The following is a 23,306-nucleotide window of genomic DNA, read 5'->3' on the forward strand; positions in this document are numbered from 1 at the left end:
CAACGTCTTAACGATTACAGCCCTCATTTTCTGACGAAGATGAGGGCTGTTGCCTTCCAGACAGGGTGTTCGCCGCGGTGACCGTGGCTGTCTGACGATCAATCGGCCATCAGGTAACAGCGCAACTGCTCCATCACCTGAGCAGCGCGATTCTGAAACAGCTCAGCATTCCCCGGTCGACCGACCGGCTCGATACAGGTCTTCAGTAATTTCCGTTTGATCCGGGCCGAACGTTCATCTCCCGTCGGATCATGAATATCGATCTTCACCCGCACAGGGAGCCGGCCGCCGTTTCGCCATGTGCCGAAAACGCCGGACGATCCGATCTGCATCATGACCTGTCGATCATCCACGCTGAGGATCTTCGCGCCATGCTCTTCCACAAACCCCTTGAGTTTCAAAGGCAGCATGTCGCTGGCGACGCAGGTCAGAATCTCGGCCGAAAATTCGAACTGCTGACGGCGGTCGTGGTGGGGAGCTTCGGCACTCGCCCGTGACGTGACCCGCCGGACGCAGGTACAGTTTCGTCCCTGACGCTTGGCATCGTACAACGCCTGATCGGCCCGGGCGACGACGGTTTCCACGGTGTCCCCCTGTTCGATCTGCGAGACTCCAAATGAGGCCGTCACCCGCAGATCGGGACGATCGGCAAACACCGAAGCCTGAATGACCCGGCGAATCCGCTCCGCACGTTGAACGGTGGTCTGCAGATCCGACTGCGGACAGATGATCACAAATTCCTCGCCGCCATAACGCCCGACGATTTCGCCCGAGTACAGTTCGTCCTGCAGCATGCGGGCGACATCGGTCAGCACGCGGTCACCGACTGCATGCGAGATGTTATCATTAATCGCTTTGAAGTGGTCGAGGTCGAGGAACATCACCGAATAAATTTCGTTCGGCTGCGTCAGCCAGTGGTCATGGCATTCCGCCAGCCGCTTTTCCAGTTCGCCCCGATTCAGAACTCCGGTCAAGGGATCACGCGTGGCCGCGATCTGCAGCGACCGGAATTGCCCCCGGTACTGCTTGGATTCTTTTCCATTACAGATCAGCTCGATCACTCCCAGCACCTGTCCACTCTCGGACTGGATGGGAATCGCCTGCACATCGACATCGAGAAACGTGCCCCCCGGATCCTGAACAGTCATCGCATGGCAACAGGTCTGGCCAGTCAGAAAAACCGCCTCCAACGGATCGGAAGACGGGGGACTTTTGGCAATCAGCTGTCGTGTCCAGCGGGTCTGCAGGACTTCTGAAACCGGCTTTGAAAACAGCTTCGCCGCACCGCTGCTCCAGACCAGGATGCGGCGCGAGGAATCGATGATATAAAACGCATCATACAGCGATTCCAGCAGATACAGATGATTGAAGATCTGGCAGAGCTGACCGGCGTTGGACCGGGTCTCGACATCCACCGGCGCATTCACCTGAATTGAGACTTCTGCCGCCCGTTCATCGGCCAGCAGGGCGGCGTCGGGTCCATCCAGCCAGCGGCCCAAAGCAGCCACGACATTCCGGTCGAACTGCTTGCCGGATTGTTCTTCGAGAATGTGCAGCGCTTCCCAGCGATCATAAGGAGCCCGGTAGCATTGGCGCGTCGTCAGCGAGTCATATGCGTCAGCGACGGCGAGAATCCGTGCTCCGAGCGCCGAGGTCTGGACGTGCGAGGCGTCCGTGGCATCGACCCCGTGCGACTGGGCCACGATGTCCGTCACCTGCGGATGCACGTGGCAAGCCTGCAGCAGCCCCAACGCCACGCGATGATGAACCGCAATGTATTCCGCCTCATCCGGACTGAGTCGACCCGGTTTGCGCAGCACATGGTCCGGGATCCCGATCTTGCCGATGTCGTGGAGCAGGGCAGCAATTTCAATGATCCGTAGATCGTCTTCATCCCAGCCGAGACGGGCAGCAATTCCGACGCTGATCAGGCCGACCCGACGCGAGTGCTTGAGTGTCCCCGCATCCCGGAAATGAATGGCTGAGAGCAGTCGCCGCAGCGTCGGGACGGAAATGATTTGCGACCTGGGAGCCGACTCTCCGCTCCCTTCGCTTTCTCTGACGAAATTCAACAGTGCCTGAAACAAACGGGAAGAGTCCATCGGATGGACTGTCGGCATCTCATAGGAACGGGCAACCGGTGCATTCGGTGCGGGCATGTTCGATCTTGCGGATTCAGGGTGGGGATTTCACCGCACGGATCATTCACATGCGGCTCCGCAAACCTACGCCAGCGCGCCGGGCAGTCAACCTCCGAGTTTGTCCTGCCCGCAAACTCCGCAGAAATCAACCCGTTTCCGTGCAATTCCACTCGTCGGAAATGTCGGGTTCGTCCGATTCCACCGGATACAGCGATTACAGCGAACATTCGGCCCCGGGGGCGAAGCAGGCTCGTGACCGCTTCGACTGCCTGGCCGTTCCCATGAGAGCAACGGCAGAATTCGATCCGCACGTCGCGGACACGGGGAGCGACGCGGCGGACCAATCGAAATGTGCGCTGGGCCCAGACCGCCCAGCGCAGCGGGGCTAGCGCACCACGGATTCGATCTGATCCACGTAGAGAACGACACGCGTCGTCAGATACTTATCCGGCTCCGATTTGAACTTCTTCCGGTTTTCATCACTGACGAACAGGTACAGCTTCCCGTCGTAGAACGCCCCGTATTCGATACTCCCGGGCACAGCCCGGTCAGATGTCCAGGTGAGGACCGGATCGCAACCCAGAAACTGCGGAACGAATTTTTCCGGAGTCTTGAGGAACTCGTCGCGGCTCTGGGCACTGGTGAAGTGATAGAGCTGCCCTTTGAATTCACTCTTGAACTGACTGTCTCCCTTGATCCACTTGCGCTCCTTGTTCAGCGTGACAGGACAGTACCCCTCGATCATCAACTGGGCTTTTCCCGTGTTGGTGAACTGAGAAGGATCGGAGCCGTAGTCGGGAGTCGTGGAGACGGGGGGCGTGGTCTTGGGAAGACGCTTGGCCAGCAACTCCGCATAGCGGGTTGTCGCCCGATCGATCATGACCAGGTATTGATCCAGTGTCCGGAAGCCATCCCCCTCGACAATCCGGGTGGCATACATGTCCGGTTCGACAATCAGATCGGTCGGAAAGGATTTGATCCCGAAGCGCTGCACCAGATCTTCGTGCTTGTCGCCGTCAATCTTGAGGCCCACCACGGTCGCCTTGAGTCGGTCGAGCACAGCCGGCTGATTCAGAACCTGCTTCTCCATCTGCTGGCAGGGTCCGCACCAGGTCGCCCCGAAGTGGATCAACAGGGGTCGGTTCAGTTCTTCCGCCTTACGACGGGCTGCCATGACGTCGGTATACCAGGTCTGTGCGGATGCGCTATTCAGCGTGACCACAAGGACCACCGCGACTGTCAGTCCGCATCGGAGATGATTCATAGCAGCTTCCCTCCTCCGCAGCGGCATTTCGTCACTGCGACAGGAGCTTTCGACCTGAGGCAATGCGCTCCGGTGCTGCGGGGAGCAACAACCGACGCCACCTGCTCGAGATTCCACGCGTCCTTTCTTCGTATCGGCCGGTCGAAAATGGGAATGCCGGTTGTTCACCGTCACGTCGCAGAAACCTTGCCACTTTTGCACTCCCGAATCGATAGCGAGAACGTGGCAAACTTTTCCAGCAATAGGGATTTCATCAGGAAGTCCGTTCAGGGCGCAAGGGGGACTCACCATCGTTCCTGCACCACAGGACAACCGATGACGAGTTCAGAGCTTCCGATGACATCGGAGACGGAAGCCGAGGCGGATGGGAATGGAAATCGCCCTCCGCTCAGGGGCCTATCGGGAGGGTTTTCCCTTCTCCCCGGAAGATCGCACATGCAACAGCGGGGACATGACTTCGCGCGCGGACTGTTCGTCACCAGTGCAGGGATTCTCCTCGCGCTGGGGACGCTCATGGTCTACAGCTCGAGCATGACCGCCCGCCCCAGTGAGCTCGAACAGGTTTACATCTCCCGGCAGCTCAGCTTTCTCACTGCCGGACTCGCGGCAGGGGCCGTAGCGGCACTCGTCCCCGCACGAATCTGGTCACGAATTGCTCCGCTCCTGTTGCTGTTGACTTTCATATTGCTCATCGCGGTGCTGATGCCGGGGTTGGGTCGCACCGTGAACGGGGCACGTCGATGGTTCCGCATTGGTCCCGTCTCGCTGCAGCCGTCCGAAATCGCCAAGCTGAGCCTGCCCCTGCTGATCTGTTCCTGGCATCAACCGCTCAATGGGCTTCGTCCCAGCTGGCAGCGGACCCGTGGGTGCCTGGGGCTGACTGCCTTCACTGTCGGACTCATCGCCATTGAACCTGACCTCGGTACGGCGCTCTTTGTCGGACTGGCCGCTGCGCTGGCGCTCTACCTGACGGGCCTCTCTTACCGATTGATTCTGCTGGGAGGACTGAGTGTGATTCCTCCCGCCCTGATCATGCTCGCCACCAAGCCATACCAGCTGGCACGCATTCGAGGATTTATTGATACCTGGGTTCGTCCGGAAGCGGGCCCGTATCAGGTGCAGCAGTCGCTGACGACGCTCGGCGTGGGAGGTTGGACCGGCACGGGACTGGGCAAAGGATGGCAAAAGCTCAGCTTTCTCCCCGAGGCCAACACCGATTTTATCTTCGCGGTGATTGGAGAAGAGCTGGGACTGATCGGCACGCTGTCGGTCCTCCTGCTCTGGGCTGCGATCTACTTTTCCGGTCGAAGCATGATTCTGCAACTCCCTGCGGGATCCTTTCCCAGAACAGCTGCAACGGTACTCCTCACCCAGCTTGTGCTGCAGGCGGGAGTCAACATGGCGGTGGTGACCGCTCTTCTCCCCCCCAAGGGGATTTCTCATCCGCTGATCAGCTACGGCGGCAGCAGCCTGGTGATGAGTCTCGTCACGCTGGGAACGATCCTCAGCCTCACACGATTGCCAAACGACAAGTCCATCCGCGACAACTCCTCAGGGGATGGCACTCCACAACAACAGCAGGTGCTGTCGGCGGATGGCTCGTCAAAAGTGACCGATGGACTGGCAGCGTAACTGGAATCTGATTGTCAGCGGCGGCGGCAGCGGCGGCCATCTGTTTCCTGCGCTGGCCGTCGTTGACGAACTGCGGCAGGGGGACTCGCCCCCCCAACGAGTTCTGTTTCTGACCGCCCGGCGACCAATCGACGATCAGATCCTCTCCCGATATCAGGTCGAGCAACTCTCGCTGGGAACGATCGGCAGCAGTGAACTGCGGTCCCGTCCTCTGCGCAGCACGTATGCCCTCAGCCGCACCATCGCCACAGCGGTCCGCACTCTCCGTCAGCTGAGTCCCTGTGTGGTTCTGGGAACGGGGGGATATGGCAGTCTGCCGGGTGTCGTCGCCGCCCGCTGGACAGGACAGCCGGTCGTGCTGCTGGAACAGAATGTGATTCCCGGCCGGGCGACCTCGGTTCTGTCGCGGCTGGCAGATGTCGTCTGCACCAGCTTTGAAGAAACCGCCAAAACGCTTCCGAGGCGGACCCGGAGCATTGTCACCGGCAACCCCGTTCGACGCGAGATCGCAGCACTCGCTGCAATCAGCCCAGCAAATGAGAGGGAGTCGCCCCCGACACTCTTCCTCGCCGGTGGAAGTCAGGGAGCCTTCGCCCTCAACAGCGCGATGGAACTCTGCGTGCGACACACGGATCTGGCGCTCCTCCGCCGCTGGCGGTTCATTCACCAATCGGGCCGGCAGGAGCGGGATCGCGTCGCCCAAACCTATCAGTCCGTCAGTGCGGCAGCGAGAATCGCCCCGTTTTTCAGCGATGTTCCGGCGATCTACCGATCAGCATCGCTGGCGGTCTCGCGTGCCGGTGCCACCTCGCTGGCGGAACTCGCCTGCGCAGGTCTGCCGGCGCTGCTCGTGCCGTACCCCAACTCGATACGGGACCATCAGCTCGTCAACGCCCGCTGGTACGCTGATCGCGGCGCTGCCCGGATTGTTGAGCAGGGCACATCCGTCGAAGCTTTTCAACAGCAGTTCATGTCGGTCCTGCAGCAGCTGATGACCGACGACGACCAGCGATCCACAATGTCAACTGCCATGCGTGCGCTTGCCCGACCCGATGCGGCACAACAGGTGGCCGAGGTGATCCGCTCGCTGATTGCGGAAAAATAGCCGACGGGGAGTCCGGCGGCAGAATTCACCACAGAATTCACCACAAAGGCTCTGAGAACACGAAGAAAATCAGGAAGCGACGGTCCAGCCCTGTCGCTTCCTGGAATTTCCTCTAACTTGCTCTGTGACTCCGTGGTGAAGTCTTTTCCGTTGAACGGCCAGATTTGCTACACCGAGAAATCGGAGGAGTTGAGCTTAGCCATTTCGGGGCCGAGCAACTTCTTGATCCGGCTGACCGCTTCCTCGATGTTGGCCCGACTATTGAAGGCGCTGAGCCGGAAGTAACCTTCGCCGCTGGCACCGAAGCCGCTTCCCGGTGTCCCGACGAGATGGGCATCCTTCAGCAGGCGATCGAAAAAGTCCCAGCTGCTCAGACCACCCGGAGTCTTCAGCCAGATGTAAGGAGCATTCACTCCACCAAAGACCTCGATGCCGACCGACGTCAATCCGTCGCGCAGCAACTGGGCATTGCTGAGATAGAATCTGATCAGCTCGGCAATCTGCTGCTTCCCTTCGGGAGAATAAACCGCTTCCGCCCCACGCTGAATGATGTAGGGGACACCATTGAACTTTGTGGTATGGCGGCGGTTCCACAGCGGATGGACCGCATGACGACTGCCGTCCGCAGCCACGCCAGTCACTTCCTTGGGAACGACCGTGAACGCACAGCGGGTGCCGGTGAATCCGGCATTCTTGCTGAAGCTGCGGAACTCGATGGCCACTTCCCGGGCGCCGGGAATTTCGTAGATCGAGTGCGGAACCTCGGGGTCGGTGATGTAGGCCTCGTACGCGGCATCGAACAGGATCAGCGATTTGTGCTCGCGGGCGTATTCGACCCACTTCGTCAACGTTTCGCGACTCGCGACAGCCCCGGTCGGGTTATTGGGATAACAGAGATAGATAATGTCCGCCGGATGCTTGGGGAGTGCCGGAGTAAACTGGTTTTCGGCAGTGCAGGGGAGATACTGCAACCCCTCGTAGCGCCCCTTGTCGTCCGGCTGGCCGGTGCGGCCGATCATCACGTTGGTGTCGACGTACACCGGATAAACCGGATCCTGAACCGCGACCAGATTGTGGATGCCGAAGATCTCGAGGATGTTTCCGGTATCGCATTTCGAGCCGTCAGAGACGAACACTTCATCAGCCGCAATGTCACAGCCGCGTGCTTTGTAGTCGTGCTCGACAATGGCGTTTCGCAGGAAGTCGTAGCCCTGTTCCGGACCGTAGCCACGAAAGGTGTCGCGCGTGGCCATTTCGTCGACCGCCTTGTGCATGGCAGACACGATGGCGGGGGGCAATGGCTCGGTGACATCGCCGATCCCCAGACGAATCACTTTGGCAGCGGGATTCGCCTGACAGAAGGCGGTCACGCGTCGACCGATTTCCGGGAACAGGTAACCAGCCTTGAGTTTCAGATAGTTGTCGTTGATCTGGAGCATGTGAAATCAGTCGAAATTGAGGTTAAAAACTGCGAATCGCCATGAATACTCGGAAGGCTTCCAAATCGAGATAAAGGATAGCTGGTTCACTCGACAGGTTCTTCAGAGTAAGGAAGTGACGGATTCCGTATTGGCCGGGCAACACCCAATTTCTTCGCAATGAGTTCAAACCCGGCCCCGTTCTTCCACTTTTCAATATCTCCCAGCACACCGCGAAGTCTCACTTTTTCCCAAGACGACGATGTGTCAATGTGCTGGCGAATAAAACTTGCCGGCAGGGTATAGAACTCTGGGTCGCGTTCTCCTTGGGACCCATCCCAAGGCTTTAAAAACCGGCCAATATTCAAAAAAGCGACCACAACGAAATCGAATGCATCCAGACTTTTTGCTTTTATTGGAAAGCCTCTTCCGCAATCGCTGGCATATCGGCTTTTAACCTGAACCCGCACCTGTGACGACTGACCTCTTTTAGGCCGATTCCGAGGGTCTGGGTGAACACAAATTAAATCATAACCTTCGTTATTTGGTGGCGCCTTATACGTCAATATATTTCGTCGCATCAGGTACCCCATAACCAGATGCTCTGCTCCGGCGGAAACAATTGGAAGTCTAAAATGGGCTGGTTGCGGCTTCATTGAACAATCACCGAAGAGTGTGAGGCATTACCACATTGTCTCTCTAGTGCACCCGCATGCCGGGCAGGGCGCCGTCATCCGGATTGAGCAGGAAGATTTCCTTTCCACCCGGACCGCAAGCGAGCACCATCCCCTCGCTGACACCGAAACGCATCTTGCGGGGTGCGAGGTTTGCACAGCAGACCACGAGCCGACCGACCAGCTGTTCCGGCTGATAGCAGCTTTTGATTCCAGCAAACACGTTCCGTCGCTGATCCCCCCCCAGTGAGAGGGTCAACTGCAACAGTTTGTCGGCCCCTTCGACATGCTTGGCTTCGAGCACGCGAGCCACCCGCATATCGACCTTGGTGAAATCTTCGATCGTGCAGTGCTCAGCGACAAGCGGCTCTTTTTCCAGGGCAGCAGCACTGTCCTGCGGCAATGCGTTCTGCTCGGCGGCAGGTGTCGAAGCGGGAACCTGTGAAGCAGCGGACTCTTCAATCATTTTCTCGACCTGTTTGAAATCAACTCGTTGCAGCATGTGCTGATAAGAATTGACCGGAGTTCCGGTCAGCGGTGTTTGCGAATCATCCCAATGCCCAATCGGGGTATTGAGCAGCTCTTCCGTGGCACGTGCGACGCGGGGAAGGACCGGGGAAAGGTAAATCATGATCTGCCGGAAGAGATTCAAGCCCACGGTGCAGACGTTGACCAGCTCAGCTGCGCGGGCCGGGTCCTTGTTCAGTTTCCAGGGCTCGCGAGCTTCGATGTACTGATTGGCCCGATCCGCGAGAACCATGATCTCCCGCATGGCTGCGCCGAAATCGCAGTTCTCGTAGTGCTCTGCAATGCGGGCCCCCGCGTCCGCCCCCTGCTGAAACAGACCGCCATCATCGGGATAGTTCGCAGCGAGTTGCTGGCCCGCGACGAACTTCGCACAGCGGCTGGCGATGTTGACCACTTTGCCGACCAGATCCGAATCGACCTTGGTTTTGAACTCGGCAAAGTTCAGATCCAGGTCATCCACCCGGCTGCTCAGCTTGGAGGCAAAGAAGTACCTGAGTGCCGACGGTTCCAGGTATTTTGCGAAGAGCGACGCCTGAATGAAGGTCCCTTTGGACTTCGACATCTTCTCGCCGTCGACCGTCAGGAAGCCGTGAATGTGAACTTTTTCAGGCAGGTTCAATCCGGCCGTTTTGAGCATCGCCGGCCAGAACAGCGTGTGAAAGTAGGTGATATCCTTACCGATGAAGTGATGCACTTCGGTTTCAGGGCTTTTCCACCATCTTTCCAGAGCCTGACCTTCACGGCGGCACCACTGCAGCGTGCTGGCGATATATCCGATCGGCGCATCGAACCAGACATACCAGTAGTTGCCGGGGGAATCTGGAATCTCAAAGCCGAAGTACGGTGCGGGGCGCGAAACATCCCAGTCCCGGAGCGGTTCCCCGAGGAAGTGCCCCTTCAGGTAATTGGCGATTTCGGACTGCAGCGCGCCACTCGACTGTGTCCACTCTTCCAGAAACGGATGGAGTTGTTCGATCTGCACAAACAGATGCAGAGCGGTCCGCATTTCCGGAGTCGCCCCACTCAGCGTGCTGCGGGGATCGATCAGTTCCGCCGGCGTGTACGTTGAACCACATTTGTCACAGCTGTCACCGTATTGATCGGGGGACTTACAGCGGGGGCAGGTCCCTTTCACAAAGCGGTCGGCGAGGAACGTCTGCGCGACAGGATCGTACAGCTGTTCGATTTCGTGCTCATGGACCAGACCGGCTGCGCGAATCGATTTCCAGATTTCTCCGCAGAGTTCGCGATTTTCATCGCTGTGGGTCGAGCCGTAGTTGTCGAACTCGATGCCGAAGGCGGTGAAGTCGCGGAGATGCGCCTCACGCATGTCCGCAATCACTTCGGTTTCCGGACGTCCTTCCTGCCGGGCCCGGATCATGATCGCCGTGCCGTGCGTGTCATCCGCGCAGAAGAAGCGACACTCATGTCCGCGCAGCTTCTGGAATCGGACCCAGATATCCGTCTGAATGTATTCCACCAGATGGCCAATATGAATGTGGCCATTGGCGTACGGCAGGGCAGCGGTAACGAGAATGCGACGCTGTGACATTTGGACAGGGATTCTTTACCACGGAGACACGGAGAAAAGGATAATTCAGCAGACTCGCCTGATAATACGATCCTTCATTAACGCGACATTAACATTCACAAGCGGGCCGACTTTGATAACGGTCAGTTTCAAATAGGTGATCAGTTGTGCTTCGCGAACAGGGATGACGGCAACGACGGATTTGAGTTCGATCAGAACTTTTTTGATTCCCGATCACGTCAGCTCGAAAGGCGCCGTTCAGATCAATTTGCTTATATCGCACCGGAATCACCACTTGTCTCTCATGCGGAAGTCCTCGTTGCTGAAGTTCGTAGCAACGACATTCCTCATATTCGGACTCAAGTAATCCGGGGCCTAATTCCTTATGAATTTCGATCAAGATCGAAATAATCACCTCGGTTAAATCTCGGAAGGCCAGTGCGATCCTTCTCTCCCTACCTCCGTGGTCAAAAAATCAGTTCCTCCGCATGGATCGTCATCCTCGTTGCTTTTCCAGCGCTGCTCCCACGAAATCTCGGAACAACGGGTGCGGTTCCAGCGGCGACGATTTGAACTCCGGGTGATACTGGACCGCCACGAACCACGGGTGATTCGCAATTTCCACGATCTCGACCAGTTTTCCGCTGGGGCTGACGCCCACGGGAGTCATTCCGGCTGCGATCAGCTGTTCCTTGTAGTTCGGATTGAATTCGTAGCGGTGCCGGTGACGCTCGCTGATCTCGGTTTTGCCATAGGCCCGGTGGGCCATCGAGCCTTCCTGAATCACACAAGGTTGAGCTCCAAGACGCATGGTGCCTCCCTTGTCGCTGACGGTCTTCTGGTCTTCGAGAAGACAGATCACCGGATCGGAAGTGTGCTCCGCGAACTCGGTGCTGTTGGCATTCTTCAGCCCCAGAATATTGCGAGAGTACTCGATCACCGCGCACTGCATCCCCAGACAGATGCCGAAGAAGGGGATTTTATTCTCGCGGGCGTATTGCACCGCCTTGATCTTCCCTTCGATCCCACGATAGCCGAAGCCCCCGGGAACGAGAATTCCCTGTACGTTTCCAAGCAGCGAATTGAGGTCACTGCTGTCGCACTCTTCCGCCTCGATCCGTTTGACGACGACCCGGGTCGAGTGGTGGAACCCGGCATGCGTCAACGATTCGTAGATCGACTTATAAGCGTCGCGGTGCTCGATGTATTTCCCGACCACAGCCACGGTCACTTCGTGCTGCGGGTTGCGAATGGAAAGCATCAGGTCTTTCCAGTCGTCGAACTGCAGTTCGCCGTGAGGCAGGGAGAGCTTGTCGCAGATCAGCTTGTCGAGATTATGTTCCAGCAGGCCGATCGGAACTTCGTAGATCGAATATTCCATGTCGGTCTCTTCGATCACCGCCTTCTTCTCGACGTTGCAGAAGAGCGCAATCTTCTCGAGGTTGTCCCGCCCCAGCGGTCGTTCCGTCCGGACGATCAGAATGTCCGGCTGAATTCCGATCTGCCGCAACTGCCCGACGCTGTGCTGTGTCGGCTTGGTCTTGGCTTCCCGCGCCGCCTTCAGATAGGGGACGAGCGTGAGGTGAATGAACAGGCAGTTCTCTTTGCCGATGTCCAGGGGGATCTGGCGGATCGCTTCGAGGAAGGGGAGCCCTTCGATATCGCCGACCGTTCCTCCGAGTTCGGTAATGACGACGTCCACATCGGGCCCGGCCAGATGCATCACCGACGCCTTGATCTCGTTGGTGATATGCGGGACGACCTGCACGGTCGCGCCGAGATATTCACCCCGACGTTCCTTCTGGATGACCCGGCGATAGATCCGGCCGGTGGTGAAATTGGAGAGTGACGTCAGCGGTCCTTTGGTGAACCGCTCGTAGTGTCCCAGATCGAGATCGGTCTCGGCACCGTCATCGAGAACGTACACCTCGCCATGCTGATAGGGGCTCATCGTCCCCGGATCGACGTTCAGATACGGATCCATCTTCTGCATCCGGACCCGCAGTCCCCGACGTTCGAGCAGCAGACCAATGGACGCCGATGTCAGCCCCTTGCCCAATGAGCTGACCACTCCGCCGGTCACAAAAATATGCTTGGTCATGCTGACCACGTTCCCATCAAATAGTGAACCCCCGACGAGCCGCCGGGGGCGTTCCTGACCTGACACTTCAGATTTTAAGGGCCGGGAGACACACCGCGTCACGAATCGGCACGCCGGCAGCGCTCCACAAACGCAGCATAATCGGCGGCGGTGTCGATGCCAACGGACCGGTGAGCGACCACCTGCACCAGAATCGACGCACCCGCCTCCAGGGCCCGCAACTGCTCAAGTTTCTCCAGCTGCTCCAGCCGGGAGGGGGGCATCCGCGTCAGGGCCATGAGGAATTCAGGCCGATAGGCGTAGATCCCCAGATGCAGCAGCCAGGGGGATTTCTGATACGCGGCCGTTTCGCTGTCCGGATTCAGCAGATCGGCCGGGTTGCCGTCACGATAGAACGGAATCGGAGACCGACTGAAATAGAGCGCCCGCTGGTCCGCGGCGCAAACCACTTTGACGCAGCCTGTATCCTGCAGCATCGCCACCGACTGAATCGGTGTCGCCAGCGTTCCCATTTCCGCAGCCGGATTCTTCTCCATCAGCTTGACCAGCTTGTCGATGCAGCCCGGATCGAGCTCCGGTTCATCCCCCTGCACATTGACAACCAGTGATGCGTCGGGGCAATCGCGACGAACCACTTCTGCGATCCGGTCGGTGCCGCTGGGATGATCTCCGGTCAGGGCGACGCGGGCTCCGAAATCGGTGGCGACTCTGGCGATTTCGGGACTGTCGGTCGCGATGATCACATCGCTGAGGGCGGTCGACTGGCAGGCCGCCTCCCAGACGTACTGAATCAGCGGCTTGCCGGTTTGATTGAGCAGCATTTTGCCCGGCAGACGCGACGATTGCAGCCGGGCCGGGATCAGACCGATGACCGAAGACATCCTGAACTCCATTTCTTGATGCAGAAACACTTCGCCCGCAGGGGACGCCGCACATTCTAAAGTTCCGTTCCCCGTCGTGTCACCCTCCTGCTCGGAAATGCAGAGTTGCCGGGAGGCCGTCCGTTTCCGTCACCCAGCCGACTCCGCCCACCGGGAACGTTCTGAGCCTTCCGTGACATCCCTCCCGGCCGAAATCTGCTATGATCCGCGATTCTCTCTGTTTGACCGAAACTCCCTGAAAGCGTCCGCTCCCATGTCGTCCGATCCCGAAGACAGCATCTCCCCGATGAAACCGATGCGCCTGCAGCGATTCCTGGCCCAGTGCGGCCTCGGTTCGCGTCGCGAGTGCGAAGAGTTGATCACATCGGGCCGGATCGAGATCGATGATCAAGTCGTCACGCAGCTCGGAACTTCAGTCAATCCCCAGCAGCAGACCGTCAAACTCGATGGAGAACGGCTCAAGCTGGAGCGAAAAAAATACTTCATGCTCAACAAGCCGGCCGGGTATTTGTGCACGGCGAAAGACCCCGGGGGCCGACCGGTGGTCCTGGACCTGTTCGCAGAGGAGGGCCCGCGGCTCTTCACCGTCGGTCGGCTCGACGAGAACACCACCGGCCTGCTGGTTGTCACCAATGATGGTGATCTGGCCCAGAAGCTGGCTCACCCGCGGCACCGCATTTTCCGCTACTACCGGGCCCAGGTCGCCGGTACCCCGAGCCCGGAAATCGTGGAGCAGTTGCAGAAGGGGCTGTTCTTTACCGAGGGGAAATTCCGCGTTCACAGCGTCAAACTCGGGAAGAAACAGAAGGGGAGCACCTGGGTCGAGATTACGATGACCGAAGGGCAGAACCGCGAGATTCGGCGGCTCTTCGCTCGCGTGGGTCACAAGATCATGAAGCTCGAACGGATCGGCTTCGGTCCGTTGCGACTCAGTCGAGTCACCCCCGGCAACTACCGGGAGTTGCGGCGCGAAGAGCTGGCGGAACTGCATGCCGTTCTCGAACGGAATCGAACCGCAGACCGGCTCGAATTCGGCGTTCCCGAACTCGCCCCCAGCCGACCGACCCGCCCCGGTGCCAGCCGACTGCCGGGTGGTCGACGTCCCGGTAAACCCGATCCTGCACGACAGGGTCAATACGAGCGTTCCTCCGAAGGGGGGAAGCGCCCCGCCAAAGGACGCCCCGCGACGCGCGGAAGTTCCTATCCCCCCAGGCGGGCTGGAAAACCGGATCCTGCGCGACAGGGTCAATCAGTACGGTCGTTTGAAGAAGGGGAGCGTCCCACGACTGGTCGTCCGGCCACGCGCGGGGGATCGTTCCCTCCGAAACGGGCCGGAAAGCCGGGCGCCGGCAGCGGCCGCACTGCTCGACCGGGCGAGCGGACCGAACGGGCAGGGGGAGAAGGAGCCCGCAAATTTGAACGCCGGGCGTCCGCTGGCTCTGAGTCCCGCGGTGGAGCCTCAAAAGGTCGAGAAGGGGGGACCGGCGCCGCACGTCGACCGATGAAGTCCGGCCCCAAATCCCGAAGAGGCGCCGGACGGGTTTCGAAACGCCGCCGCTGACAGTGCCGCCGCAATGGCCGTTAAGAAGACGGGAGGCCCTCTGCGGATGCCTCCTCCGGATCGGCGTCGGGAATCGGCTGACAGACACCATCCGCGTGCAGCGAGCCGGTCTGCAGAAATCGCAACGTCGACTCCTGCGCCGTGGGGTCGGACATCAGAAACGAATGCAGCACGGGAACCGTCATGAAGTCCCGTGCTCCGGGGAGTCTGGTGCATTCCACGGAGATCGTGCCGTCGTCATCGCCAGCAACGAGCGGGTTCAGCCCCCGCTCTGTTCCCGTCGCCCCGGAGATGATCGCGAACTCAAACCCAGGAGTCGGTAACTGCTGCACGAAATTCCCGTCGCCGTCCGCCAGTTGCTGTCCGGCTTCCCCCATCACCTTCTTGAAAATCGACGTGTTGGCCAGCAGGCTCGCCATGCGGGCCCCCTGATTGGGGACACCTATCATGACCATCCGCCGCATCCGGGGGTCAGGTCCAGTCTCCGCACAGAGGTGCAGATACGTCCGCACCACGAGTCCCCCCATGCTGTGCACGACCAGATTGATTTCCTCAACTCCTTCGAGTGACTCGATCAGCTGCTGCAGATACGCGGCCGATTCTTCGATGGAAACGCGAGTGCTGGGATAGTCGAAAGGAACCACGGTGTAACCCGCTTCGGCCAGCTTGTCAGTCAGCGTGGAAAATGACTTGGAGGACCGCGTGATACCGTGAATGACAATCACGACCTTGCCTGACATCGGTTCGAGTCGCTGCTCCTCTCGCAGCTGCTTCAACTTCGCGCGACAATGCTCGAGGTCTCCCCACGCCCGCCGCACATCGTCCCCGTCCAGTAACCGGTAGTGCCCGGTCAGAACATTGTGCTGAATCCGGTATCCCCGGAAATAGGCGACATCTCCCCAGACCTGCCGGCCCCCCAGGGTCGGGAACGGAATGTTCGGCTTCCAAAACGCGTTCGCGGCGGGAACAGGGGAATTCCAGAAATTTCCATCGCCTGCCGGGGGCATGGGATCGGCTCCCCCCGCCTGATCTCCGGACATTCCCAAGACGAGAAAGCTCAACAGCAGGGAGTGAAAACTGCCCGGAAAACCACGGACCAGAATGCGTGTCATGGCCTGCCTGGATCAATCAGAGTTGCCGTAGATCTCACGAGAATATCCCTCCCGGTGACAGGCGACAATCGAAGGTCCATCACACGCACCTTTCCCGAATTTTCGCCCGGATTTCCTGGATCGCCACTGGCGATTTTTCCCGCAGCCGGGCGACCTTTTCGCCTTAAGCCCCCCTCTAATCCAAAGAATCGGCCCGCATTCCTCAGTTTTTGACCGCTGGGTGCCGTTGGCATAGCTGTTGCTTTTCCCAGAGCCTGAGTCCCCCAGCCAGGCAAATGAACCGGTTCCCGTCTGGTTTCCGGCACAAGGCACCAACCAGAAGGGCCAGTCCGGCCCTTCGCAGACTCAGTAAGAAGTAGTTTCGTAATGGGCCAAAAGAACAGACGCACTTTGCTCGGTGGATTTACCCTGATCGAACTGCTGGTCGTGATCGCGATCATCGCGACGCTGATCGCCCTGCTGCTCCCGGCAGTGCAGCAGGCCCGAGAAGCCGCCCGCCGCTCGCAGTGTAAAAACAATCTGCGACAGATCGGCATCGGGATGCACAATTACGCCTCGGCGATGGATCTCCTCCCTCCCAGCTTCTGCCTGAATCCGGCGGTCTCGAACGCCAGTTCGTGGTCGATTCACGGCCGGCTGATGCCCTATCTGGAACAGGGGAACATGTACAACCAGATCGACCTGAGCGTCGGCTGGTCGAACTATCCGATCCTGAGCGGCTGGCGCGTGCCCGTTTATGTCTGCCCGACGGACCCCAATGCCGACCGCCTGCGCAATACGGGGACCGACGCTTCTCCGGGGATCATGCTCTACTGCACGACCTACGGCTTCAACTTCGGCACGTGGCAGATCTTCGACCCGCGGACAGGGAAGGGGGGCGATGGCGTGTTTCACCCCAACAGCCGCTACACACTTTCCAGCATCACCGACGGCACCAGCAACACGCTGATGGCCTCCGAGGTCCATGCCTGGACAAATTACATGCGAAATGGTGGACCGGGCGCGGCTTACCTCACGACACCTCCGAGCAACGTCAGCGAGATGCAGGCCATCGCGTCACTGGGAATCGCCGATCGCCTGGCGGAAGGGACCGGCCACACCGAATGGGCCAACGGGCACTGCCACCACAGCGGTTTCACCACCACTTGGCCCCCCAACACGTTCGTCAAATTTGATTATGGCGGGACGACGTACAACATCGACTACGCTTCACAACAGGAAGGTCGTAACGCCACCACTCCCAGTCATGGGGCGTTGACGTCCCGCAGCCATCATCCCGGCCTCGTCAATTCCGGTTTCATGGACGGCGCTGTCCGGAGCGTCAGCTCCAACATCGACGCCAATATCTGGAGAGCACTCGGCACACGGGATAGCGGGGAGCCAGTCGGCGAATTCTGAAGTCTTGTCGATTTGGATCTGCTCGTCTTGCCAGGGGTTGCGTCGCCGGGCGAAAACGGCATTCCCCCCCACAGGTTCTCGAAGCCCTGGCTGCAAATCAAAAGTTTGGGAAACGGCGTCCGAGCATGGATTGGACCGCCTGCAGATTGACCACGTTCCTGAGCGGAGATACGATGGCAGCAGAGTGAAACAAGCGAGATGCCGGGAATCAGACTGGTGGTTTTCGATGGCGACCTCTGAACTCATTGCGACGGAAACGATCGGACCGGTCACCGTCCTCTTCTTCCGGGAAGGGCCGCTCAGCCTGACCGACAATGTCCTGCAGGAAATCACCCAGCCGTTGCTTCAAGCTGCCGAGGGAACGTCGCAACTGCTCTGCGACCTGAGCTGCGTCCAGTTCTTTGGCTCGTCTTTTCTTGAAATCCTGCTTCGTCTCTGGAAGCGGGTCCGGCAGACTCCGGATGGACAGTTCGCCCTGTGTGGGCTGCATCCCCATTGCCAGGAAGTGCTGGAGATTACCAACCTCACCTCGGTCTGGACGATTTACGCCGACCGCGATGAGGCGTTGCAGGCGATGTCGCCGGCCGCTGCGACCACGTGAATCACGGTTCCGCATTGTCGCGTCGCAAGCGGCGTTCAGGGGCGGCCGGGATGCTATGGCCCCGCGACTGTCAACCAGAGCGGCGTTCGGTGAAGCGGCTCAAGCGGGGGGCAGAGCGCACAAAAAAAGCCGGCTGTGCGTTGCAGCACAACCGGCTCGTGGTGCCGACATTTTCGACGATTACTTGGTCCCGAGGATGAACAGCGTGAAGCCGGTCGTCTTGAGGCCGTTTTCTGCGAGCACTTGCCGCACGGTCTTGGAATCGTCTTTCGCGAACAGCTGTTCGGTGAGGACACCGAGTTCGCGATAGAAGACGCCCATCCGTCCATCGACGATCTTTTCGATGATGTTTTCCGGCTTGCCGGTCGCCCGTGCTTCGGCGCTCAGACGATCGCGTTCCGCCTGAACGGCAGCGGGATCGGCCTGCTCAACGAGGGCCACGGTTGGCCGCATCGCGGCGATGTGCATGGCGACATCACGGAGAATCGCCGGGTCTTTTGCGGTCCCTTCTGCCTGGAACAGCACGGCGGTCTTACCGTCGTGATGCACGTAAACGCCGACAGGTCCCTTCACCCGGGCGACGCGGGCAACGACGATCTTCTCACGAATCTTGTTGACGATCGAATCGTACAGATCTTTCAGCGTGCCCGACCCGTTGGGGTTGGGCTGCTCGAGCAGTTCTTCTCCGGTGGCCGCACCCGGGCCGTTCAGCAGCTGGGTGACCAGTGCATTGCCCAGTTCGGCGAGCGCTTCGCTGCCGGCCACGGGAGCTGATTCACACAGAACTTCCACTGCAACCGCTTCGCCTCCCCCTTCGGCGATCCGGGTGAAGATCTTTCCTTCGTTGGTGGCGTTTGCGGCGCGCTTGCTGATCGCCTTGCCGCTCATTTCCTGCAGAATCTGGATCGCCTTGTCTTCATCGCCGCCGGCTTCGGTCAAAGCTTTCTTGCACTCCATCATGGGCAAGTCGGTTTTTTCACGCAGTGCCTTGACGGCGGCGGCTGTAATTTCGGCCATGGCCGATTTCTCCTTACAACAATTTGGAAATGAACTGCAGTCCGGTCAAACGCCATTGACCCCCTGCTCAATGACAAGCTGGGCTGAATCCCCTCCGGTCAGGAGGAAAAACCATCGCCCCCCGAGCTCGGTCGCTCGGGCCTCTGCATTCTGGCGAATCTCGCTGCAACGGACAACTGGCGGGTCGGTTCCAGTCTGCTGTCCGGGAATCGAAGCGAACTTCGGCTGAAATCGCCACCTGTCGAGTCGGAACTTCCGCCGGTCGAGCAGGAGAGTGGACTCTTCGTCACGGAAACGGGAGGCAAATGCCGCCCCGGAGGTTCACCGGAAGCAAAACAGGGAGACCGAGGTCCCCCTGCGCAATCTGCTGACTGCTCTGAACTTCCAATCAATAGGCTCCGACCGCTTCCAGATCCTCGACCGGTTCCGGAGCCACCAGTTCGGCGTCCTGACCGGAGTACAGCGACTCCACAAAGCCTCGCAGGTGCTCGGCACGGGTTTGATGCTGCAGCTTCCGCAGAGCCTTGGATTCGATCTGCCGGATGCGCTCGCGAGTCACCTTGAAGATCCGGCCGGTTTCTTCCAGGGTGTAGCTGTAACCATCGCCGAGTCCGTAACGGAGCTTGATAATCTCGCGTTCACGGTAGGTCAGGCTCTTCAGCACGTGATTGATCTTGTCCCGCAGCATCTGATGCATGGCCGAGTCGGCCGGTGTGCTTTCGCTGCTGTCTTCGAGGAAGTCACCGTAGCTGGAATCTTCACTCTCGCCAACGGGAGTGTCCAGGCTGATCGGGTGCTTCCAGGTCTTCATGATCCGTTCGGTTTCTTCCACCGACAGACCGACTGCTTCGGCCAGTTCCTCGGTCGTCGGCTCGCGGCCGGTATCCTGGCGGATCTGCTCGCTCTTGGCTTTGAGAGTCGAGATGCTCTGGAACATGTGGACGGGAATACGAATCGTGCGGGCGTGATCTGCCACGGCCCGGGTGATCGCCTGCCGAATCCACCACGTAGCGTAGGTCGAGAACTTGTAGCCCCGGCGGTATTCGTATTTCTCGACGCCGCGCATCAGACCGGCGTTCCCTTCCTGAATCAGGTCGAGGAAGCTCAGGCCGCGGTTGCGGTATTTCTTGGCAATGGAGACCACGAGACGCAGGTTTCCGCCCGACAGCTGCTGCTTGGCGTGGGTCCAGGCGTCGAACCGCTCGCGAATGCGAACCAGTCGGGCCCGGAACTCTTCAGCCGACTCGCAGGTCATGTCGACGAGATCGCTCAGCTCGCGACGAAGCATGGCGACTTCATTGACGGCGGTGGTCTTCCGCTTCAGGGCGTTGATGTCGCGGACGACTTCCGCCATCCGTTCGCCGATCTGCTGCATCCGCTTGTAAACCGGCTGCAGACGATGCGTTCGCACCGACAGTTCTTCTGCCAGTGAGCACATTTTGCGGCGGCGGATTTTCATGCGGGCGCGGGCCGCTTCCTTATCAGCGGGGGTCGCCTGTTCTGAACGGAGGGTTTCAAAGTCCTTGCGGTTGTCGGCCAGCAGACGCTTCAGAGTCGGCAGATTGACCGGCATGCGGCCGAGGATCTGCTCCTTCTTGGTATTTTCGGTATCGGAGGTCCGCAGGGTCCGCTCGAAGGGGAGTTCACCGCTGTGCACCTGATCCAGAATTTCGACTGCCGTGTTGAGGGCGAAGTCGGATTCCATCAGGGTGCGTCGGTACCGTTTGCGGGTGATTTCGATCTGCTTGGCGAGGAAGATTTCGTCTTCGCGGGTCAGCAGGGGGATGTTCCCCATCTGGCTGAGGTACATGCGAATCGGATCGCGGGACGACATCGGCGCATCGGGCTCGATGAGGCCCCGGGCGAGAGCCATTTCCGAGACGTCCGGCTCGTGGGTCTGCTGTTCGAGACGGGTCTTTTCAGCGACGGTGCGGGGAGCGTTGGGGTCGTTGATCAGCGGCAGATTGGCTTCTTCCAGGGCGTGGATGATGCGATCCATCATCAGGGGATCGCCCCCTTCGTCCGGCAGATATTCATCGACCATTTGATAGGTCAAATATCCCCGTTTGGCGGCCTGTTTCATCAGATCAGCCAGCCCCTGGTCAATTGCACGCACAGTCAAACTCCTCAGATGTCCAATCGCATCGCAGACAAGCAGAATCGGGTAGGAGCCGAAATCTGGTCTGGATGATGAATTCTCAATGTGTCCTGATCAAAATTAAACCGCTGAATCACCCCAAGGGTGTCATTTTTTGGCAACTGCAAGCCGGCCCGGAGGAAAATCTGACCGGCAAGGTGATCTCAAGCAGAGTGGCCGCATAGAACAGTTGCCGCATCGAACCTTCAATATCACCAAAGATTTCGCGAATTGTCACGAAAGTGAACAATTCTCTCGAGACTCAACGCACAATCGTCAGATTCTCAGGTCTCCGGGGGAACCTGACACGCGGGAGGACCGCTTCCAGAGCACCCCTGAATCGGGAGGTCCCATCCCTGCATGAACTCCGCCTGCACCGGCGGATCGCCTGGCAAGCGGAATGAGCCGACAACCGGCGGGGGATCGAGCAAGCAAGTTCGGGGTGATCGCATCCATACTTTCTCCCGGAAGCCGCGCCTGTATCGGCTCAAATTCACGCCGTAACATATGATGCCTAAACGTGTTTTGAATTATCCGAACGGCTGGATCCCTGCTTGGGGACCGTGGCGACTTGCGGGCCATCCTAACATAAACACAGGATGCGTCCACGAAGTTTTTTTTGCGTCACACTCGATTTTTTCAAAAAAATGCTCAAGTCCTCGTCCTTAATTCGTAGGCGCCAAATCCCGTTTCGTCAACTGGCCTTCCGTCGAATCGACACCTCCCTGTTCCACAGATTCCTGTCGGGCAGTCTGGGGGAATCACGCATGTTGCGCCAGCAGTTTCATTCTGTCATCGTCGCTTGCTGTCCATCGTCAATTGCAGGCATCCGAGACCCCCTTAATCGAAAATTCTTCCCCAAGGATTCGGCGGTTTCTCGGACACTCCTCCCCCATGCTGCAAAGTTCTGCAACTCGTCCCTCATAATCCCGCCCCGACGCGCAGGCATTTCAGCATGCTTTCATCGCGCAGCAGCAACCGACCGTTAGAAAGCGCGGGCAAGGCACGAACTCCCCCCCGCAGGACTTGTGCTCGGGAAACAATACGACAGACGGTCGGATCAACAGCAATCAGTGCGATCTCGCCATTGGTTTTGGCGGCGATGAGACGGTTCCCCACGCACAGCAGGGAACCATAACCAAAGCCCTGAGACGCCCATTTGACCTTGCCCGTCGCCAGCTCCAGGCATTTCAAGTCCGCCTGCGGCAGGTCTTCATCGCCGTCAATCGCATACAGCAAACCGTCGCGCAGAATCGGCGTGCAATATTGCGTCAGCAGGGGGCGTTCTCCCTGCCATTCCAAAACGACCTTCAATAGATCGAAACGAACGCAGACCGAGCCGGTGCCCCGGTTCCCCGCGAAAAAGAATCGGTCCCCATCCACGACCGGGAGAGCCGCGCTGACCCTGCCGCCCCGTTGACTCAGCGGATAGCGGAAGAATGTCCCGCCGCTTTTTGGATCGATCAGCAGACAAGCGGGCCCGGTCACCACCAGAACCAGCGTCTGATCCAGAAACGGCACCACGACCGGTGCCGAATAGCCGGCCGGCTCGGCCCCCATCTTCCAAAGCACCGCACCCGTCTCAACAGAAAACCCGACAATCCCGGCATTGCTCCGTGCCGCACCGACATTCACCACCACAACACCATCCACCACCACGGGACAGCTCCCCGCTCCGAGGAGTCCTTCCTGTGCCCGAAACTCGAGATGCGTCTTCCGCTGCCACAAACGACGGCCGGTCGAGAGCTGCAGACACGTCAACAGTCCCTGCGCACCAAACGTGATCACGACATCCCCTGAGATTGTCGGCACACAGAGCGGACCATCCTGCCGACCGGATTGGGGCCGAAATGTCGTCGGCGAAGCGTCCCGCCAGAGGCTTCGACCGGTTGTCAGGTCGATCCCCTCGGCAATCTCTTCTTCATTCACCCGGTGAAACAAAATACCGATGTCGCCAGACGTGGCCAGACCGGCACTCCCCCGACCAACCTTCCGCTCCCAAAGGAGAGGGGGACCTCCGGCAGGCCATGCCTCATCAACTTTCTCGTCACCGGCGGCAATACCGGACCGCTGTGGACCGAGAATCTGAGGCCAGTCCCCCGCCAGGCTCTCCGCGCAGGCGATTCCCACCAGAATCAACGCTCCCCAACAACGACACGGCATCCGGTGCAAGCGGGTCTCCTCCCTGTGTCACGATTTCGAAAC

General features: G+C 59.2%; 17 protein-coding genes and 1 pseudogene. 5 read left to right on the forward strand and 13 right to left on the reverse strand.

Annotation, left to right across the window (positions count from 1 at the left end):
• Nucleotides 1–98: 98 nt before the first annotated feature.
• Both SH664x_RS13750 and SH664x_RS13755 read right to left on the reverse strand, forming a co-directional pair.
• Nucleotides 99–2,159, reverse strand: coding sequence for a diguanylate cyclase (locus SH664x_RS13750; protein WP_437201818.1), 2,061 nt, complete (start codon nucleotides 2,157–2,159; stop codon nucleotides 99–101).
• 367 nt (nucleotides 2,160–2,526) lie between these two features.
• Nucleotides 2,527–3,405: a YHS domain-containing protein gene (locus SH664x_RS13755; protein WP_437201820.1), complete on the reverse strand. Its 879-nt coding sequence runs from the start codon at nucleotides 3,403–3,405 to the stop codon at nucleotides 2,527–2,529.
• Nucleotides 3,406–3,840: 435 nt separating this feature from the next.
• Here SH664x_RS13755 and SH664x_RS13760 point away from each other — a divergent pair, with 435 nt between their 5' ends.
• Both SH664x_RS13760 and murG read left to right on the forward strand, forming a co-directional pair.
• Nucleotides 3,841–5,037 carry an FtsW/RodA/SpoVE family cell cycle protein gene (locus SH664x_RS13760; RefSeq protein ID WP_437201822.1) on the forward strand — a complete coding sequence of 399 codons (1,197 nt, stop codon included), beginning with the start codon at nucleotides 3,841–3,843 and terminating at the stop codon, nucleotides 5,035–5,037.
• The gene (gene murG / locus SH664x_RS13765; protein ID WP_437201824.1) at nucleotides 5,021–6,142 is read left to right on the forward strand and encodes an undecaprenyldiphospho-muramoylpentapeptide beta-N-acetylglucosaminyltransferase; all 1,122 of its coding nucleotides are present in this window, start codon (nucleotides 5,021–5,023) and stop codon (nucleotides 6,140–6,142) included. The genes SH664x_RS13760 and murG overlap by 17 nt, the downstream gene beginning before the upstream one ends.
• Before the next feature lie 167 nt (nucleotides 6,143–6,309).
• Here the strand turns inward: murG and SH664x_RS13770 are convergent, their stop codons facing one another.
• The 7 genes and pseudogenes from SH664x_RS13770 to kdsB all read right to left on the reverse strand — a co-directional run bounded on the left by SH664x_RS13770 (nucleotide 6,310) and on the right by kdsB (nucleotide 13,275).
• On the reverse strand, nucleotides 6,310–7,581 hold the full coding sequence (locus tag SH664x_RS13770) for an LL-diaminopimelate aminotransferase (RefSeq protein ID WP_437201826.1): 1,272 nt from the start codon (nucleotides 7,579–7,581) through the stop codon (nucleotides 6,310–6,312).
• An 86-nt stretch (nucleotides 7,582–7,667) separates the two neighbouring features.
• Entirely contained in the window at nucleotides 7,668–8,216 is a 549-nt protein-coding gene (locus tag SH664x_RS13775; protein ID WP_437201828.1) for a hypothetical protein, read from the reverse strand.
• A gap of 43 nt (nucleotides 8,217–8,259) precedes the next feature.
• Nucleotides 8,260–10,314, reverse strand: coding sequence for a methionine--tRNA ligase (metG, locus tag SH664x_RS13780; RefSeq protein WP_437201830.1), 2,055 nt, complete (start codon nucleotides 10,312–10,314; stop codon nucleotides 8,260–8,262).
• A gap of 45 nt (nucleotides 10,315–10,359) precedes the next feature.
• Complete coding sequence (locus tag SH664x_RS13785) at nucleotides 10,360–10,521, reverse strand: GxxExxY protein (RefSeq protein WP_437207234.1); 162 nt, start codon at nucleotides 10,519–10,521, stop codon at nucleotides 10,360–10,362.
• Nucleotides 10,522–10,579: 58 nt separating this feature from the next.
• A pseudogene (locus tag SH664x_RS13790) lies at nucleotides 10,580–10,708 on the reverse strand (GxxExxY protein); the annotation flags it as partial.
• 81 nt (nucleotides 10,709–10,789) lie between these two features.
• On the reverse strand, nucleotides 10,790–12,394 hold the full coding sequence (locus SH664x_RS13795; RefSeq protein ID WP_437201832.1) for a CTP synthase: 1,605 nt from the start codon (nucleotides 12,392–12,394) through the stop codon (nucleotides 10,790–10,792).
• A 98-nt stretch (nucleotides 12,395–12,492) separates the two neighbouring features.
• Entirely contained in the window at nucleotides 12,493–13,275 is a 783-nt protein-coding gene (gene kdsB / locus SH664x_RS13800; protein ID WP_437201834.1) for a 3-deoxy-manno-octulosonate cytidylyltransferase, read from the reverse strand.
• Between the two features lie 286 nt (nucleotides 13,276–13,561).
• Between kdsB and SH664x_RS13805 the strand changes: the two genes are divergently transcribed.
• Nucleotides 13,562–14,836, forward strand: a complete 1,275-nt coding sequence (locus SH664x_RS13805; protein ID WP_437201835.1) for a pseudouridine synthase — start codon at nucleotides 13,562–13,564, stop codon at nucleotides 14,834–14,836.
• Nucleotides 14,837–14,856: 20 nt separating this feature from the next.
• Here the strand turns inward: SH664x_RS13805 and SH664x_RS13810 are convergent, their stop codons facing one another.
• Entirely contained in the window at nucleotides 14,857–15,948 is a 1,092-nt protein-coding gene (locus tag SH664x_RS13810; protein ID WP_437201837.1) for an esterase/lipase family protein, read from the reverse strand.
• Nucleotides 15,949–16,314: 366 nt separating this feature from the next.
• Between SH664x_RS13810 and SH664x_RS13815 the strand changes: the two genes are divergently transcribed.
• Nucleotides 16,315–17,346, forward strand: coding sequence for a DUF1559 family PulG-like putative transporter (locus tag SH664x_RS13815; RefSeq protein WP_437201839.1), 1,032 nt, complete (start codon nucleotides 16,315–16,317; stop codon nucleotides 17,344–17,346).
• 226 nt (nucleotides 17,347–17,572) lie between these two features.
• Nucleotides 17,573–17,947, forward strand: a complete 375-nt coding sequence (locus tag SH664x_RS13820; protein WP_437201841.1) for an STAS domain-containing protein — start codon at nucleotides 17,573–17,575, stop codon at nucleotides 17,945–17,947.
• Between the two features lie 180 nt (nucleotides 17,948–18,127).
• Here SH664x_RS13820 and tsf read toward each other — a convergent pair whose 3' ends face one another.
• The 3 genes from tsf to SH664x_RS13835 all read right to left on the reverse strand — a co-directional run bounded on the left by tsf (nucleotide 18,128) and on the right by SH664x_RS13835 (nucleotide 23,264).
• A complete protein-coding gene (gene tsf, locus SH664x_RS13825) occupies nucleotides 18,128–18,964 on the reverse strand; it encodes a translation elongation factor Ts (RefSeq protein ID WP_437201842.1) in 837 nt (278 codons plus the stop codon).
• Between the two features lie 388 nt (nucleotides 18,965–19,352).
• Nucleotides 19,353–21,080, reverse strand: a complete 1,728-nt coding sequence (locus tag SH664x_RS13830; protein ID WP_437201844.1) for a sigma-70 family RNA polymerase sigma factor — start codon at nucleotides 21,078–21,080, stop codon at nucleotides 19,353–19,355.
• Between the two features lie 942 nt (nucleotides 21,081–22,022).
• A complete protein-coding gene (locus SH664x_RS13835) occupies nucleotides 22,023–23,264 on the reverse strand; it encodes an outer membrane protein assembly factor BamB family protein (RefSeq protein ID WP_437207236.1) in 1,242 nt (413 codons plus the stop codon).
• Nucleotides 23,265–23,306 lie beyond the last annotated feature (42 nt).

The sequence above is a fragment of the Planctomicrobium aquicomposti genome (assembly GCF_051466325.1).
GTDB lineage: Bacteria > Planctomycetota > Planctomycetia > Planctomycetales > Planctomycetaceae > Planctomicrobium.